Here is a 15,668-nt window from a genome sequence, read left to right on the forward strand (position 1 = left end):
AGAGACGTTCCACATGCCGAAGATGAAGAGCCACACGGGAATGGGCAAGCGGGTCAAGGTGACCGGCAAGGGCAAGATCGTTGCCCAGCAGGCCGGCCTGCGGCACAACCTGGAGAAGAAGCCCTCCACCCAGACGCGTCGACTGACCGGCACCGTCGTGCTGGCCAAGGCCGATGTCAAGCGCATCAAGAAGCTGCTCGGCCGCTGACGCGCGCCACCCGACGTAAGAAGGAGTTGAGATGGCACGCGTCAAGCGGGCTGTGAACGCCCAGAAGAAGCGCCGTACGCTGCTGGAGTCCGCGAGCGGATACCGCGGTCAGCGCTCGCGCCTCTACCGTAAGGCCAAGGAGCAGGTACTGCACTCGATGCAGTACGCCTACCGGGACCGTCGCGACCGCAAGGGCGACTTCCGGCAGCTGTGGATCCAGCGGATCAACGCGGGCGCCCGTGCCAACGGGATGACCTACAACCGCCTGATCCAGGGCATGCGCCTGGCCGGCATCGAGGTCGACCGCAAGATCCTGGCCGACATGGCCGTCAACGACGCCGCCTCCTTCGCGGCGATCGTCGAGCTGGCCCGGGCCGCGGTCACGGCCGAGGGCACCGGCGGCGCGGCGGCCCAGGCCGCCTGATTTCCGCGCACCAGCAGATCGAGGCGTCTCCCATGCAGTCATCATCGCGCGGGAGACGCCTCGACGCCGTCTCCGGCCCGTTCACCCCGCGTACGCCCAGGGTGGTCGCCGCCCGCCGGTTGCAGCGCCGCCGGGACCGCGAGGCCGCCGGCCGTTTCCTGGCCGAGGGGCCGCAGGCGGTCCGCGAGGCCCTGGCCCGCCCGGGCGTGGTCACCGAACTCTTCGGTACGCCCGCCGCCCTGGACCGGCACCCGGAGTTGGCCGCCCGCGCGGCCGCCGCCGACGTGCCCGTGTCGGAGGCCACCGACGAGGCGCTCGCCGCGCTGGCCGAGACCGTCGCACCGCAGGGCCTCGTCGCCGTCTGCCGGCACCTCGACGTGCCACTGGAAGGGGCCCTGTCCGGTGGCCCCCGACTGGTGGCCGTGCTCGCGGAGATCCGCGACCCGGGCAACGCCGGCACCGTGCTGCGCACCGCCGACGCCGCCGGGGCCGGCGCGGTGGTCTTCGCCGGTGCGGCCGTCGACCCGTACAACGGCAAGTGCGTGCGGGCGTCGGCCGGCAGCCTCTTCCACGTCGACGTGGTCCGCGCGCCCGACCCGGTGGCCGTCGTCGACGCGCTGCGCGCCGCCGGGCTGACCGTGTACGCCACCACCGGCCACGGCGAGGAGGACCTCGACGACCTGGCCGACGCCGGCCGGCTCGCCGCCCCCACCGCGTGGCTCTTCGGCTCGGAGGCGCACGGCCTGCCAGCGGAGCTCACCGCCGCCGCCGACGCCCGGGTCCGGGTGCCCCTGCACGGGCCCGCCGAGAGCCTGAACCTGGCTGCGGCCGCCGCCGTCTGCCTGTACGCTTCGGCGAAGGCACAGCGGCGGGGTTGACCCGGCCGGCTGAGGCACTGACCGCAGGGGAGCCTGTCCGCCCATGAACGCGCCACGGCGTTCGTTTAGCCAGCCCGCCGGTGTCGGCGGGCGGCGGGCCTGACCTGCTCTCCGCACAACTCCCACCGGCGGGCCGCGGCGCAGCCGCACGTCCGTAGACTCGCTTCGCCGCCCGGGTGCGGGCCGGCGCCGCCGTGAGGGAGTGCCCGTACGTCATGAGCTACCGCAACGATCCGTACGATCCGAAGCAGGTCGCCCTGCTCGACCCGGCCGCACTGGCCGAGGCCGTCGCCGCCGCCGAGAAGGCGTTCGCCGAGGCGGCCGACCCCGACGTGTTGACCGGGCTGCGCCCGGCGCACCTCGGGGACCGGTCCCCGATCTCGCTGGCCCGCCGTGAGATCGGCGCGCTGCCGCCGGCCGCCAAGTCCGAGGCCGGCAAGCGGGTCAACGAGGCCCGCCGCGCCGTCGAGGCCGCGTACGCCGCCCGGCAGGAGGTCCTGGACCGGGAGCAGGCGCAGCGGGTGCTGGTGCAGGAGCGCGTCGACGTGACGCTGCCCCACGACCGGCGTCCCCGGGGCGCCCGGCACCCGATCAGCACCCTCATGGAGCAGGTCAGCGATCTCTTCGTCGGCATGGGTTACGACGTGGCCGAGGGGCCCGAGGTCGAGCTGGAGTGGACCAACTTCGACGCCCTGAACATCCCCGTCGACCACCCGGCGCGCGGGCTGATGGACACCTTCCACGTCGCCCCCGCCGGCGATCCGGGGGGTTCGGGTCTCGTGCTGCGCACCCACACCTCGCCGGTGCAGGCGCGCACCATGCTGACCCGCAAGCCGCCGATCTACGTGATCGTGCCCGGCCGGGTCTACCGCACCGACGAGCTGGACGCCACCCACGCGCCGGTCTTCCACCAGGTGGAGGGCCTCGTGGTGGACCGGGGCATCACCATGGCGCACCTGCGCGGCACCCTGGACCACTTCGCCCGGGCCATGTTCGGCGAGGGCGCGCGGACCCGCTTCCGGCCGCACTACTTCCCGTTCACCGAGCCGTCCGCCGAGTTCGACGTCTGGTTCCCGGAGCACCGCGACGGCCCGCGCTGGGTCGAGTGGGGCGGCTGCGGGATGGTCAACCCGCGGGTGCTGCGCGCCTGCGGCATCGACCCGGAGGTCTACTCCGGATTCGCGTTCGGCATGGGCATCGACCGGACGGTGATGTTCCGGCACGGCGTCAGCGACATGCGGGACATGGCCGAGGGCGACGCGCGGTTCACCCGCGCGTTCGGGGTCGGGGCGTAGGCGATGCGGGTACGAGTCACGGAGACGGTGGTCTGAAGTCATGCGAGTTTCTGTCAGTTGGTTGCGCGAGTACGTCGATCTCCCCGCCGACCTGCCCACCGCCGACCTGGAGCGGGCCCTGGTCGACCTGGGCGTCGAGGTCGACTCCGTGGTGGACCTGCGGGCGAGCGTCACCGGCCCGCTCGTGGTCGGTGAGGTCCGCGAGATCGAGGAGCTGACCGGCTTCAAGAAGCCGATCCGGTTCTGCCGGGTCGACGTCGGGGCCGCCAACGGCACCGGCGAGCCGCAGGAGATCGTCTGCGGGGCGCGCAACTTCGCCGTCGGCGACCGGGTCGTGGTGATCCTGCCCGGCGGCGTGCTGCCCGGCGGCTTCGCCATCGGCGCGCGCAAGACGTACGGGCGCAACTCCCACGGCATGATCTGCTCGGCCATGGAGCTGGGCCTGGGCGACGACCACTCGGGCATCATCGTGCTGCCCGAGGGCACGCCGGCCGCGCCGGGCGACGACGCGCGGCCCGTCGTCGGGCTCGACGACGTCGTGGTCGAGCTGGAGATCACCCCCGACCGGGGGTACGCGATGAGCGTGCGCGGCCTGGCCCGGGAGCTGTCGCACGCCCTCGGGGTGCCGTGGCGCGACCCGGGCCTGGCGCCCGCGCCCGGCGGCACCGACACCCCGGCGTACCCGGTCGAGGTGCGCGACACGGTCGGCTGCGACCGGTTCGCCGCCCGCCTCGTGCGCGGCGTCGACCCGGCGGCGCGGACCCCGGACTGGATGCGGCGGCGGCTCACGGTCGCCGGTGTCCGCAGCATCTCGCTGCCGGTCGACATCACCAACTACGTGATGCTCGAGCTCGGCCAGCCGATGCACGCCTTCGACGCCGACCGGATCGTCGGGCCGCTGGTGGTCCGCCGGGCCGAGGAGGGGGAGAAGCTCACCACCCTGGACGGGGTCAGCCGCGCCCTCGCGCCCGAGGACATGGTGATCTGCGACACCGGGCTTCCGAACCCCCTCGCGGGCGAGGGTGCCGGCGTCCCGATCTCGCTGGCCGCGGTGATGGGTGGCGAGACCAGCGAGGTCGTCGAGGCGACGACGAACGTGCTCTTCGAGGCCGCCCACTGGGACCCGGTGATGGTCGGGCGCACCGCCCGCCGGCACAAGCTGTTCAGCGAGGCGGCGAAGCGGTGGGAGCGGGGCGTCGACCCGGCCCTGCCGCTGGTGGCCATCGCGCGGGCGGTGCGGCTGCTCACCGAGCACGCCGGCGGCGCGGCCGGCGACGAGATCCTCGACGTCGACCACGTCCGGCCGCGTACCCCGATCGTCCTGCCGGCCGACCTGCCGACCCGCCGGATCGGGGTCGACTACCCGCCGGCGCGGGTGGTGGCCCTGCTGGAGCAGGTGGGCTGCGTGGTCGCCCGGGGCGCCGACCGGCTGGCCGAGGACCCGGGCGAGGCCGCGGTGGCCGCGGGCACCGGCGGCGCGCTCAGCGTCACCCCGCCGACCTGGCGGCCCGACCTGAACGACCCGGCCGACCTGGTCGAGGAGGTGGTCCGCCTCGACGGGTACGACCGGGTGCCGTCGGTGCTGCCGACCGCGCCTGCCGGCCGCGGCCTGACCTGGCAGCAGCGCCGCCGCCGGGCCGTGGCCCGGTCGCTCGCCGAGCGCGGGTACGTGGAGGTGCTGGCGCACCCGTTCGTCGCCCCCGGGCTGGCCGACCAGCTCGGCCTGCCCGCCGACGACCCGCGCCGGCGGGCGGTACGGCTGGCGAACCCGCTGTCGGAGGAGGAGCCGCTGCTGCGCACCACGCTGCTCGGCCCGCTGCTCGGCATCGTGAAGCGCAACCTGGGCCGGGGCCAGCGCGACCTCGCCCTGTACGAGATCGGCGCGGTGTTCCACCCGCGTCCCGACGCCGGCCGCCCGCCGGCGATGGGCGTGGACCGGCGACCGACCGACGAGGAGTTCGCCGCCGCCGACGCGGTGGTGCCCGACCAGCCCCGGCACGTCGCCGTGGTGCTGACCGGCGACATCGAGCCGGCCGGCTGGTGGGGCGCGGGCCGCCCGGCGGGCTGGGCGGACGCCGTGCAGGCCGGCCGGGACGTGCTGGCCGCGGCGGAGATTCCCGCCCAGCGCGTCGAGGTCCGGGCCGCCGCGCAGGCGCCCTGGCACCCCGGCCGCTGCGCCGAGCTGCTGGTCGACGGCGTGGTGGTCGGGCACGCCGGCGAGCTGCACCCGGCGGTGCTGGCGGCGCTGGAGCTGCCCCGGCGCACCAGCGCCATGGAACTCGACCTGGACGCGTTGCCGGCCGTACCGGTGGCGTCCGCGCCGGTCGTCTCCGGCTTCCCTCCGGCGCTGATCGACGTGGCGCTGGTGGTGGACTCCTCGGTGCCGGCGGCGCAGGTGCGCCAGGCCCTCGTCGAGGGCGCCGGCCCGCTGCTGGAGGGGGCGCGCCTGTTCGACGTGTACGCCTCGGAGCAGCTCGGGGCGGGCCGCAAGTCGCTGGCGTACAAGCTCACGTTCCGGGCCCCGGACCGGACGCTGACGGTGGAGGAGGCGGTGGCCGCCCGGGACGCGGCGGTGGCCCGCGCCGCGGAACGTGTCGGCGCCGCGCTGCGCGGCGCCTGACGGTGTCGCCGCTCGGCTGGGTGGTGGTGGCCGGCGTGCTCGCGTCGGCCGCCGCCGGCCTGCTCTGGGCCCGCCGGCGCCTGCTGCTGGTCTCCGTGGTGGGCCGCAGCATGGAGCCGACGCTGCGCGCGGGTGACCGGGTGTTGGCCCGGCGGGTGCCGCTGGCCCGGGTCCGCCCCGGTGACGTGGTCGTGGTGGCGGCCCCGGCGGCGATGACCGCCGGGCGCCCCACCCGGCCGGGCGACACCGGCCCGGGCCTGCTGATCAAGCGGGCGTACGCGGTGCCGGGCGAGCCGGTGCCGGTCGACCGGGTGCCGCTGCTGCGGCAGCGGCCCGAGCGGCTCGTGCCACCCGGGCAGTTGGTGGTGCTCGGCGACAACCCGTCGTTCAGCTACGACTCCCGCGAGTGCGGCTACATCCCCGAGTCCGATGTGCTCGGCGTGCTCGTCCGCCCCCGGCCGCGCACCGACTGACCGTCCCGCCCGGACCGGCACGCGTGCCGCCCGGCGGTGGCCGTGCGGCACGCCGGGCCCACAGTTCCTCGCGCAGCCGCTCGATGGGCACCGCGGCGTCGGCGTGCAGCAGCAGGGTGGCCAGCATGGCGGTGGGCCGCCCCGGGGGCAGGCGCAGCGGCCCGCCGTCGCGGCAGACCCGGACCGGACCGAGTATCTGGAACCTGAGTTCCAACACAACCTCCGTTGTGCCCCCGTGGGCCGGTCGCCCGGCCCGTGCCACCGCGCGGCAATTATGTCAGTCGATGCGGCAGGGGGTAAGTGGAGCGATCGGTCGGGATGCGGCGGCGAAAGGTCGGCGGCTCCGAGAACTTTTGCTACCCGTGGGTCACATCGGGGGGCTAACCTGCTTTGATTCCGAATGTAGCCGGAGTCACACCCCGCCACCCCCACGGGAGTCCAGTCATGTCCGAGGATCCGCCGTTGAACGCCGTGGATGTCTGCATCGTGGGTGGCTGCGGCCGGGTGGGGCTGCCGCTGGGCATCGCCTTCGCCTCGCGCGGCCTCTCCGTGGTGCTGTACGACATCAACGCCGACGCGGTCGCCACGGTCAACGCGGCCACCCTGCCCTTCGCCGAACCCGGCGCGGCCGACGTGCTCGCGGAGGCCGTCGCCACCGGCCGGCTGCGCGCCACCACCGACCCGGCCAGCGTCGGGGCCGCCGAACACCTCGTCGTGGTGGTCGGCACCCCGGTCGACGAGCACCTCAACCCGGACCTGGGCGCGGTGCCCCGGGCCCTGGAGCGCTGTGCCGAGCACCTGCGCGACGGGCAGCTCGTCGTGTTGCGCAGCACCGTCTATCCCGGAGTCACCGCGCTGACCGAGAAACTGCTCGCCGGCAGGGGCATCCGCGCCGACGTGGCGTTCTGCCCGGAGCGCATCGCCGAGGGGCGGGCGATGACGGAGCTGTTCACCCTGCCGCAGATCGTCGCGGCCCGTACGCCGGGGGCGCTGGCCCGCGCCGAGAAGCTGTTCCGGCACCTCACCGAGCAGATCGTGCCGCTGGAGCCGGAGGAGGCCGAGCTGGCGAAGCTGTTCACCAACACGTGGCGCTACATCAAGTTCGCCACCGCCAACCAGTTCTGGATGATGGCCAACGACTTCGGGCTGGACTTCGCGCGCATCAGGCACGCCGTGGCGTACGACTACCCGCGCGCGGCGGACCTGCCGATGCCCGGGTTCGCGGCCGGGCCGTGCCTGTTCAAGGACACCATGCAGCTGGCCGCGTTCAACCGGAACAACTTCGTGCTCGGGCACTCCGCCATGCTGATCAACGAGGGGCTGCCGCTCTACCTGGTGTCCCGCCTGGAGGAACGCTTCGACCTGTCCGGGTTGACCGTGGGCATCCTCGGCATGGCCTTCAAGGGCGGCAGTGACGACCCCCGGGAGAGCCTGGCGTACAAGCTGCGCAAGATCCTGGCGTTGAAGACCCGCGAGACGCTCTGCACGGACCCCTACGTGGCCGACGAACGGTTCGTCGACCTGGCCGAGGTGCTGCGCCGGGCCGACCTGCTGGTCATCGCCGCGCCGCACGAGCAGTACGCCCGCCTGGAGACCGACCAGCCGCTGATCGACATGTGGGGCCTGACCGGGCGGGGGGTGCGGGTGTGAGGCCCCGGGTGTCGGTGATCGTTCCCGTCTACGACGAGGGCGAGGCGATCGTGCGCTGCCTGGAGCGCATGCTGCGGGAGATGCTGCTCCCCGCCGAGGTGCTGATCGTGCACGACATGCCCGAGGACACCACCGTGCCGTACGTCCAGGAGGTCGCCCGCACGGACCAGCGGGTGCGGGCGGTGCACAACACCTACGGTCGTGGCCCGGCCAACGCGATCCGGTTCGGCATCGACGCGGCGCGCGCCCCGGTGGTGGTGGTGACCATGGCCGACGGCTGTGACGACCCCCGCCAGATCGACGAACTGGCCCGGCTGGTCGACCGGGGGGTCGTGGTCGCCGCCGCGTCGCGCTACATGCCGGGCGGCCAGCAGGTCGGCGGGCCCCGGCTGAAGCGGGCGATGTCGCGCTGGGCGGGCCGCAGCCTCTACACGTTCGCCCGGGTCGGCACCCGGGACGCCACCAACAGCTTCAAGGCGTACGACACCGCGTTCGTGCGCGCGGTGGGGATCGAGTCGCGCACCGGCTTCGAGATCGGGCTGGAGTTGACCGCCAAGGCGACCCGGCTGCGGTTGCCGGTGGCCGAGATCCCCACCATCTGGCTGGACCGGCCGCTGGGGGAGTCCCACTTCGACCTGGGGCGCTTCCTGCCGGGGTACCTGCGCTGGTACCTCTTCGCCTACGGTCGACGGCTGAGCCGGGAGAAACTGGCCGGGCGTGCCGCCGCGGCCGGCGCCGTGCCCGCCCGGCATGCCCCACAGGACAGCACCGAGTTCGAGAAGACGGCATAGGAGCGCACGTGGCGAAGATCCTGGTTACTGGCTCGGCCGGCTTCATCGGCGGCTACCTCGTCGCGGAGCTGTTGGGCCGGGGGCACGAGGTCGTCGGGGTCGACGACTTCTCCAAGTACGGCCCCGTCACCCACAGCTACGACGCGCATCCCCGGTTCCGTTTCGTCGAGGGCGACGCCCGGGACGTGGACCTGCTCACGGGGCTGCTGGACGGCTGCGAGCACCTGGTCGCCGGTGCGGCGATGATCGGCGGTATCTCCTACTTCCACGCGTACGCCTACGACCTGCTCGCCACCAACGAGCGGATCATGGCGGCCACCTGCGACGCGGCGATCCGCGCCCACCGCGACGGCCGGCTGGCCAAGGTCACCTACCTCTCCTCGTCGATGGTCTTCGAGTCCACCGGGCACTGGCCGAGCCGGGAGGGCGACGAGCGCCGGATCCCCCCGCCGCTGTCGTCGTACGGGTTCCAGAAGCTCGCCGTGGAGTACTACGCCCGCGCGGCCTGGGAGCAGTACCAGCTCCCGTACACGATCGTGCGGCCGTTCAACTGCGTCGGCGTGGGGGAGGGGCGCGCGCTGGGCCAGGCCGAGGTGCTCTCCGGCGACGTCAAGCTGGCCATGTCGCACGTCGTGCCCGACCTGGTGCAGAAGATCGTCAAGGGGCAGGACCCGCTGCGCATCCTCGGCGAGGGAAACCAGGTCCGCCACTACACCTACGGCGGCGACCTGGCCCGGGGCATCGCCACGGCCATCGAGCACCCGGCGGCACGCAACGAGGACTTCAACCTCTCCACGGCCGAGTCGACCACCGTACTGGAGCTGGCCGAGCTGATCTGGCGCAAGATCAAGGGCCCGGACGTGCCCTTCCGCCACGTCTCCGACGAGCCTTTCCGCTACGACGTGCAGAAGCGGGTACCGGACGTGACCCGGTCCCGCGAGGTGCTGGGCTTCACGGCCACCACGTCCCTCGACGAGATGCTCGACGAGGTGATTCCGTGGGTGACGCGGGCGGTCCACGAAGGCCGCCTCTGACCCACCCGTGCACGCCCGTGTCCCGTGCACGCCCGGCGCGTACCCGGCCGGGCGCGATCACGTGGCAGTCGTCGACCACCACGGGGACGGATCGCACCCCGGCGGCGACCGGCCGGGTGGCATCACCCCGGTCCGGCGGCCGGTGTCTCGGTCGGCACGCTCTACCGGCACTTCGACACACGGGAAGCCCTCATCGAGGCGGTCTACCGTCAAGAGGTCGACGAGTTGTGCGCCGCGCGGCCGAGCTTCTCAACGAGCACGCCCCGGACGATGCCCTGCGCCGCTTCCTGTTGTTACTGGTCGACCACGCTGCCATCGGGAAAGGCATGGCCGAAGCGCTGGAGAGCATCATGATGACCGACTCGCCGGTCTTCGACGACGCCCGCACGAGGATGGCGCAGTCTCTCGACCTACTGCTCGCCGCCGGCGTGGCGGCGACCACCGTCCGCAGCGACGTCACCGGGCGTATGCTGCTGCGCGCGATGGGTGGCATCTGCGAGATGCGCGCCACCGACGGCTGGCAACAGGAGGCTCAGCAGATCACCGCGATCCTGTTCGACGGCCTCCGTCGCGGCGCGCCGGAGGCGGGCTGAGCTGGTCCGGCACAGGCCAGCCAGCGAGTCCAGCGCGCCGCATGTGGCGCACGCCAAATCGCCCTCAACGGGCAAGACGTGCAATTTGGCCGACGACCCCCAGAGAAGTGCGGGCGCGCTCGCGTGGCACGTCGGCGGCGAGTTCATTCTCATGCAGGGCACTGCATGAACTTGCAGTAAGGGATCTCGTCTTGCTAGCCTTGGCTGCATAGTCATGCGGAGGTGGGAATGGGTATCCGAGTCGCGGTCGCCGGGGCGAGCGGCTACGCCGGGGGCGAGCTGATCCGCCTGGTCGCGGGGCATCCGGAGTTCGACCTGGTCGCCGCCACCGCGCACAGCCAGGCCGGGCACCGGCTCGACGTCGTACACCCGCAGTTGGCCGGCCTGGACATGGTCCTCGGCGCGACCGACGCCGCGACGCTGGCCGACGCGGACCTCGTCTTCCTGGCCCTGCCGCACGGTCAGTCGGCGGCCCTGGCGGCCCAGCTTCCGCCCGAGGTCCGCGTCGTCGACCTGGGTGCCGACCACCGCCTCGCCGACCCGTACGCCTGGGCCAACTACTACGGCGGAACGCACGCCGGGCCGTGGACCTACGGCCTGCCCGAGCTGCCCGGCCAGCGGGAGCTGATCGCCGGTGCCACCCGGGTGGCGAACACCGGCTGTTACGCCGCCGCGATCATCCTGGCCCTCGCCCCGCTGATCGCCGCCGGCGCCGCCTCCCCGGCGGACGTGGTGGTCGTCGCCGCCTCCGGAACGTCCGGCGCCGGCAAGGCGGCCAAGCCGCACCTGCTCGGCAGCGAGGTGATGGGCGACCTGTCGCCCTACCGGGTGGGCACCCACCAGCATGTCCCGGAGATCAAGCAGGCCACCGGCGCGACCGGGCTGTCGCTGACCCCGCTCCTCGCGCCGATGCCCCGGGGGATCCTCGCCACCGTGACCGCCGTGCCGGCCCGGGGCGTCGACCCTCGGGCGGTGCTCGCGGAGGCGTACGCCCACACGCCCTTCGTGCACGTCCTGCCCGAGGGTGCCTGGCCGCACACCGCCGCCACCCTCGGCTCCAACTCGTGTCACCTACAGGCCAGCGTCGATGTCGACTCCCGCCGGATGATCGTGCTGAGCGCGCTGGACAACCTCGGCAAGGGCGCCGCCGGCCAGGCCGTGCAGAACGCCAACCTCATGTGCGGCCTGCCGGAGACGACGGGCCTGTCGATCTGGGGAATCGCTCCGTGAACGCGCGCAGCGCGCCGCGACGCGGCCCCGCAGTCACGAACGAAGGGACCGAAGCGTGACCGTCACGACCCCGCGGGGGTTCCGGGCGGCCGGGGTGGCCGCCGGGCTCAAGAGCAGCGGCGCGAGCGACGTCGCGCTGGTCGTCAACGACGGCCCGGACGCCGGTGTCGCCGGCGTGTTCACCGCCAACCGGGTCAAGGCCGCGCCGGTGCGTTGGACCCAGCAGGTGGTACGCGGTGGCGTCGCCCGCGCCGTGGTGCTCAACTCCGGTGGGGCCAACGCCTGCACGGGACCGGCCGGCTTCCAGGACACCCACGCCACCGCCGAGCACACCGCCGCGGCGCTCAGCGCGGCCAGTCCCCGGCTGATGCTCGGCGCCGTCGACGTGGCGGTCTGCTCGACCGGCCTGATCGGCGAGCGGCTGCCGATGCAGAAGCTGCTCCCCGGCGTACGCGCGGCGATCCGCCGGCTGGCCCGCGACGGCGGCCGGGCGGCCGCCGAGGCCATCATGACCACGGACACCCGGCCCAAGACCACCGTGGTCCGGGGCAGCGGCTGGACCGTCGGCGGCATGGCCAAGGGCGCCGGCATGCTCGCCCCGGCGATGGCCACCATGCTCTGTGTGCTCACCACCGACGCGGTGGCCGGTCCCGAGGCCCTCGACACCGCGCTGCGTGAGGCGTGCCGGGTCACCTTCGACCGGATCGACTCCGACGGCTGCCTGTCGACCAACGACACGGTGCTGCTGCTGGCCAGCGGCGCGAGCGGCGTCTCGCCGACCCCGGCCGAGCTGGCGGCGGCGGTCACCGCCGCCGCCCACGACCTGGCCCAGCAGCTCGTCGCCGACGCCGAGGGCGCCACGAAGCAGATCACCATCGACGTGGTGGGCGCGGCGAGCGAGGGCGACGCCGTCGAGGTGGGGCGGGCCGTGGCCCGCAACAACCTGGTCAAGACCGCGTTGTTCGGCAACGACCCGAACTGGGGCCGGATCCTCGCCGCCGTCGGCACCACGGCCGCCGCGTTCGAGCCCGACGGGATCGACGTCGCGGTCAACGGCGTCTGGGTGTGCCGCGGCGGTGCCGCCGCCGAGGACCGCGCGAAGGTCGACCTGGCCGGGCGGGACGTCACCATCCGGATCCACCTGCACGCCGGCGCCGCCGAGGCCACCATCTGGACCAACGACCTGTCCCACGCGTACGTGCACGAGAACTCGGCCTACTCGACATGAGCCTCTCCACCGACCTCGCCGGCGCCCAGGTCAAGGCGGCCACGCTGATCGAGGCGCTGCCCTGGCTGGCCCGCTTCTCCGGCTCCACCGTCGTGGTCAAGTACGGCGGCAACGCCATGGTCGATCCCGAGCTGCGGCGGGCCTTCGCCGCCGACATGGTCTTCCTGCGCTACGCCGGCCTGCGGCCGGTCGTGGTGCACGGGGGCGGCCCGCAGATCTCCGCGATGCTCGGGCGGCTGGGCATCGCCAGCGAGTTCCGGGGCGGGCTGCGGGTCACCACGCCGGAGGCGATGGACGTGGTCCGGATGGTCCTGGTCGGGCAGGTGGGCCGGGAACTGGTCGGCCTCGTCAACGCCCACGGCCCGTTCGCGGTGGGCCTCTCCGGCGAGGACGGCGGCCTCTTCACCGCCGTGCGGCGTCCCGCGTACGTGGACGGGCAGCCGGTCGACGTCGGGCAGGTCGGCGACGTGGAGTCCGTCGACGTCTCGGCGGTCACCGACCTGATCGGGGCCGGCCGGATCCCGGTGATCTCCACCGTGGCGCCTGACGCCGACGGCGTGCTGCACAACCTGAACGCCGACACCGCCGCCGCCGCGCTGGCCGTCGCCCTCGAGGCCCGCAAGCTGGTCGTGCTCACGGACGTGCCGGGCCTCTACGCCGACTGGCCGGACACCTCCAGCCTGATCAGCGAGATCACCACCGACGAGTTGGCGGCGCTGCTGCCCTCGCTGTCCAGCGGCATGGTGCCCAAGATGGAAGCCTGCCTGCGGGCCGTGCGGCAGGGGGTGCCCGCCGCGCACGTCGTGGACGGCAGGGTCGCCCACTCCACGCTGCTGGAGGTCTTCACCTCGGAAGGATTCGGAACGATGGTCGTGAGCGCGAGGAGTGCGGGAGCGGAGCGACCAGGCCCCGCAGTCGTGAACGAGGAAGGTGCTGTCGCGTCATGAGCACGCTCGTCGAGCGCTGGTCGCAGTCCATGATGGACAACTACGGCACGCCGCCGCTGGCCCTCGTCTCCGGCTCCGGCGCCGTCGTGGTCGACGACGCCGGCCGGGAGTACGTCGACCTCGTCGGCGGGATCGCGGTCAACTCCCTCGGTCATGCCCATCCGGCCGTGGTGTCCGCCGTGTCGAAGCAGGTCGCGACCCTCGGGCACGTCTCCAACCTCTACGTCGCCGAGCCGCCGGTGGCGCTCGCCGAGCTGCTGCTGGCCCTGGTGGGGCGGCCCGGGCGGGTCTTCTTCGCCAACTCCGGCGCGGAGGCCAACGAGGCGGCGTTCAAGCTGTCCCGGCTCACCGGCCGCTCGCACGTGGTCGCCACCCGGGGTGGGTTCCACGGGCGGACCATGGGCGCGCTCGCCCTCACCGGTCAGCCGGCGAAGGCCGACCCGTTCCGTCCGCTGCCCGGCGAGGTGACCCACGTCGAGTACGGCGACGCCGCGGCGCTGGCGGCGGCGGTCACCGACGCCACCGCCATGGTGATCCTGGAGCCGGTGCAGGGGGAGAACGGCGTGGTGGTGCCGCCGGTCGGCTACCTGGCCGCCGCGCGTCGGATCACCGCCCGGCACGGCGCGCTGCTGGTGCTCGATGAGGTGCAGACCGGCGTCGGGCGTACCGGGCACTGGTTCGCGCACCAGGCCGAGGGGGTCGAGCCCGACGTGGTGACCCTGGCCAAGGGGCTCGGCGGGGGGCTGCCCATCGGCGCGTGCCTGGCCTTCGGCCGGGCCGCCGACCTGCTCGCCCCCGGCTCGCACGGCACCACCTTCGGCGGCAACCCGGTGAGCTGCGCCGCCGCCCTCGCGGTGGTGTCGACCATCGCCAGCGAGGGGCTGCTCGACCACGTCCAGCGGGTCGGCGAGCGGCTGCGCCGGGGCGTCGAGGCGCTCGGCCATCCACTCATCGAGGGCGTACGCGGCGCGGGCCTGCTGCTCGGCGTCGTGCTCACCGCGCCCGTGGCGAGGGCGCTCACCGGGGCGCTGCTCCAGGCCGGCTTCCTGGTCAACCCGGTGCAGGCCGGCGTGGTACGCCTCGCGCCGCCGCTGATCCTCACCGCCGACCAGGTCGACGCCTTCCTCGCCGCCCTCCCGGCCGCCCTGGACGCGGCGTCCCCGATCACCCCCACAACTGCCCCCGCCACCGCCGTGGATCTTGGCGCGAATCGGCTCCCAGGGGGGCCGGAAACCACCAAGATCTCGACGCCCGCCGCGCTGCCTGCGCCCGCCGCGTCGCCCGCGTCGACCACGACCACGACGCCACGCCCGGCGGCGAGTACGACGGAGACGAGCGCATGATCCGGCACTTCCTGCGGGACGACGACCTGACCCCCGCCGAGCAGTCGGCCGTGCTGGACCTGGCGGCGCGGATGAAGGCCGACCGCTTCGGTCACCGGCCGCTGGCCGGGCCGCGGTCGGTGGCGGTGCTGTTCGACAAGCAGAGCCTGCGTACCCGGTTCTCGTTCGATACCGGCATCGCCGAGCTGGGCGGGCACCCCCTCGTGGTGGACACCCACGTGACGCACTTCGGGCGGGGCGAGACCCTCGCCGACGCCGGCCGGGTGCTGTCCCGCTACGTCGCGGCGATCGTGCTGCGTACCCACGGCGACGACCGGATCGCGGAGGTCGCCGAGGGCGCCACCGTGCCGGTGGTCAACGCGCTCACCGACGGCTTCCACCCGTGCCAGCTCCTGGCCGACCTGCTCACCGTCCGCGAGCACTGCGGCGGCACCGCCGGGCGGATCCTGGCCTACGTCGGTGACGCGGCGAACAACCTCGCCCACTCGTACCTGCTCGCCGGTGCCACCGCCGGGATGCACGTGCGGGTCGCCGGTCCGGCCGGGTTCGGTCCCGACCCGCAGGTCGTCGCCCGGGCCGCGGAGATCGCCGCCGGCACCGGGGGCTCGGTGCGGGTGCTTACCGATCCCGTCGCGGCGGTGGCCGGCGCCCACGTGGTCGCCACGGACACCTGGACGTCGATGGGCCAGGAGGACGACGGGCTGGACCGGATCACCCCGTTTCTGCCCTACCAGGTCAACGCCGCGCTGCTCGGGCACGCCGCGCCCGACGCCGTCGTGCTGCACTGCCTGCCCGCGCACCGGGGCGAGGAGATCACCGACGAGGTGCTCGACGGCCCGCAGAGCGTCGTGTTCGACCAGGCGGAGAACCGCCTGCACGCCCAGAAGGCGCTGCTGACGTTCCTCCTGCGGGCCGCCCCGCAGGCCGCGCCCGCCGCCGACCCGCAGGCCACCT

At 73.8% G+C, this 15,668-nt stretch carries 14 protein-coding genes and 2 pseudogenes; all 16 read left to right on the forward strand.

Annotated features, from left to right (window positions below; genetic code table 11):
• Positions 1-13 precede the first annotated feature (13 nt).
• Positions 14-208 (forward strand): 50S ribosomal protein L35, encoded by a 195-nt coding sequence (gene rpmI, locus ACQ452_RS10950; protein WP_007458415.1) that lies wholly within the window; start codon positions 14-16, stop codon positions 206-208.
• Between the two features lie 31 nt (positions 209-239).
• A complete protein-coding gene (gene rplT, locus ACQ452_RS10955) occupies positions 240-632 on the forward strand; it encodes a 50S ribosomal protein L20 (RefSeq protein WP_088947486.1) in 393 nt (130 codons plus the stop codon).
• Between the two features lie 32 nt (positions 633-664).
• Positions 665-1,510 (forward strand): TrmH family RNA methyltransferase, encoded by an 846-nt coding sequence (locus ACQ452_RS10960; protein WP_433392827.1) that lies wholly within the window; start codon positions 665-667, stop codon positions 1,508-1,510.
• 215 nt (positions 1,511-1,725) lie between these two features.
• Positions 1,726-2,805 carry a phenylalanine--tRNA ligase subunit alpha gene (gene pheS / locus ACQ452_RS10965; protein WP_433392829.1) on the forward strand — a complete coding sequence of 360 codons (1,080 nt, stop codon included), beginning with the start codon at positions 1,726-1,728 and terminating at the stop codon, positions 2,803-2,805.
• 40 nt (positions 2,806-2,845) lie between these two features.
• Positions 2,846-5,425 carry a phenylalanine--tRNA ligase subunit beta gene (gene pheT, locus ACQ452_RS10970; protein WP_433392831.1) on the forward strand — a complete coding sequence of 860 codons (2,580 nt, stop codon included), beginning with the start codon at positions 2,846-2,848 and terminating at the stop codon, positions 5,423-5,425.
• A gap of 2 nt (positions 5,426-5,427) precedes the next feature.
• Positions 5,428-5,898 carry a S26 family signal peptidase gene (locus ACQ452_RS10975; RefSeq protein ID WP_433392833.1) on the forward strand — a complete coding sequence of 157 codons (471 nt, stop codon included), beginning with the start codon at positions 5,428-5,430 and terminating at the stop codon, positions 5,896-5,898.
• 444 nt (positions 5,899-6,342) lie between these two features.
• On the forward strand, positions 6,343-7,548 hold the full coding sequence (locus tag ACQ452_RS10980; protein WP_433392835.1) for a nucleotide sugar dehydrogenase: 1,206 nt from the start codon (positions 6,343-6,345) through the stop codon (positions 7,546-7,548).
• Between the two features lie 8 nt (positions 7,549-7,556).
• Complete coding sequence (locus ACQ452_RS10985) at positions 7,557-8,339, forward strand: glycosyltransferase family 2 protein (protein ID WP_433392836.1); 783 nt, start codon at positions 7,557-7,559, stop codon at positions 8,337-8,339.
• Positions 8,340-8,347: 8 nt separating this feature from the next.
• Positions 8,348-9,373 carry an NAD-dependent epimerase/dehydratase family protein gene (locus ACQ452_RS10990; RefSeq protein ID WP_433392838.1) on the forward strand — a complete coding sequence of 342 codons (1,026 nt, stop codon included), beginning with the start codon at positions 8,348-8,350 and terminating at the stop codon, positions 9,371-9,373.
• A gap of 24 nt (positions 9,374-9,397) precedes the next feature.
• Positions 9,398-9,547, forward strand: a pseudogene (locus ACQ452_RS10995) (hypothetical protein); the annotation flags it as partial.
• A 53-nt stretch (positions 9,548-9,600) separates the two neighbouring features.
• Entirely contained in the window at positions 9,601-9,966 is a 366-nt protein-coding gene (locus tag ACQ452_RS11000) for a hypothetical protein (RefSeq protein ID WP_433392840.1), read from the forward strand.
• A gap of 228 nt (positions 9,967-10,194) precedes the next feature.
• Positions 10,195-11,196: an N-acetyl-gamma-glutamyl-phosphate reductase gene (gene argC, locus ACQ452_RS11005; protein ID WP_433392842.1), complete on the forward strand. Its 1,002-nt coding sequence runs from the start codon at positions 10,195-10,197 to the stop codon at positions 11,194-11,196.
• 55 nt (positions 11,197-11,251) lie between these two features.
• Complete coding sequence (gene argJ / locus ACQ452_RS11010) at positions 11,252-12,424, forward strand: bifunctional glutamate N-acetyltransferase/amino-acid acetyltransferase ArgJ (protein ID WP_433392844.1); 1,173 nt, start codon at positions 11,252-11,254, stop codon at positions 12,422-12,424.
• Positions 12,421-13,371, forward strand: a complete 951-nt coding sequence (gene argB, locus ACQ452_RS11015; RefSeq protein ID WP_433392846.1) for an acetylglutamate kinase — start codon at positions 12,421-12,423, stop codon at positions 13,369-13,371. Before argJ ends, argB begins: the two co-directional genes overlap by 4 nt.
• Positions 13,368-14,714 (forward strand): acetylornithine transaminase, encoded by a 1,347-nt coding sequence (locus tag ACQ452_RS11020; protein ID WP_433392848.1) that lies wholly within the window; start codon positions 13,368-13,370, stop codon positions 14,712-14,714. The genes argB and ACQ452_RS11020 overlap by 4 nt, the downstream gene beginning before the upstream one ends.
• A pseudogene (gene argF, locus ACQ452_RS11025) lies at positions 14,711-15,631 on the forward strand (ornithine carbamoyltransferase); the annotation flags it as partial. The gene ACQ452_RS11020 and the pseudogene argF, both read left to right, overlap by 4 nt.
• Positions 15,632-15,668: the final 37 nt, after the last annotated feature.

The organism is Micromonospora sp. KLBMP9576 (assembly GCF_050941805.1).
Taxonomy (GTDB): domain Bacteria; phylum Actinomycetota; class Actinomycetes; order Mycobacteriales; family Micromonosporaceae; genus Micromonospora.

Bases quoted from the DNA above. Each gene is read 5' to 3' on its own strand.
- rpmI (WP_007458415.1), top strand. From the start codon at position 14: ATGCCGAAGATGAAGAGCCACACGGGAATGGGCAAGCGGGTCAAGGTG.
- rplT (WP_088947486.1), top strand. From the start codon at position 240: ATGGCACGCGTCAAGCGGGCTGTGAACGCCCAGAAGAAGCGCCGTACG.
- ACQ452_RS10960 (WP_433392827.1), top strand. From the start codon at position 665: ATGCAGTCATCATCGCGCGGGAGACGCCTCGACGCCGTCTCCGGCCCG.
- pheS (WP_433392829.1), top strand. From the start codon at position 1,726: ATGAGCTACCGCAACGATCCGTACGATCCGAAGCAGGTCGCCCTGCTC.
- pheT (WP_433392831.1), top strand. From the start codon at position 2,846: ATGCGAGTTTCTGTCAGTTGGTTGCGCGAGTACGTCGATCTCCCCGCC.
- ACQ452_RS10980 (WP_433392835.1), top strand. From the start codon at position 6,343: ATGTCCGAGGATCCGCCGTTGAACGCCGTGGATGTCTGCATCGTGGGT.
- argC (WP_433392842.1), top strand. From the start codon at position 10,195: ATGGGTATCCGAGTCGCGGTCGCCGGGGCGAGCGGCTACGCCGGGGGC.
- argB (WP_433392846.1), top strand. From the start codon at position 12,421: ATGAGCCTCTCCACCGACCTCGCCGGCGCCCAGGTCAAGGCGGCCACG.
- ACQ452_RS11020 (WP_433392848.1), top strand. From the start codon at position 13,368: ATGAGCACGCTCGTCGAGCGCTGGTCGCAGTCCATGATGGACAACTAC.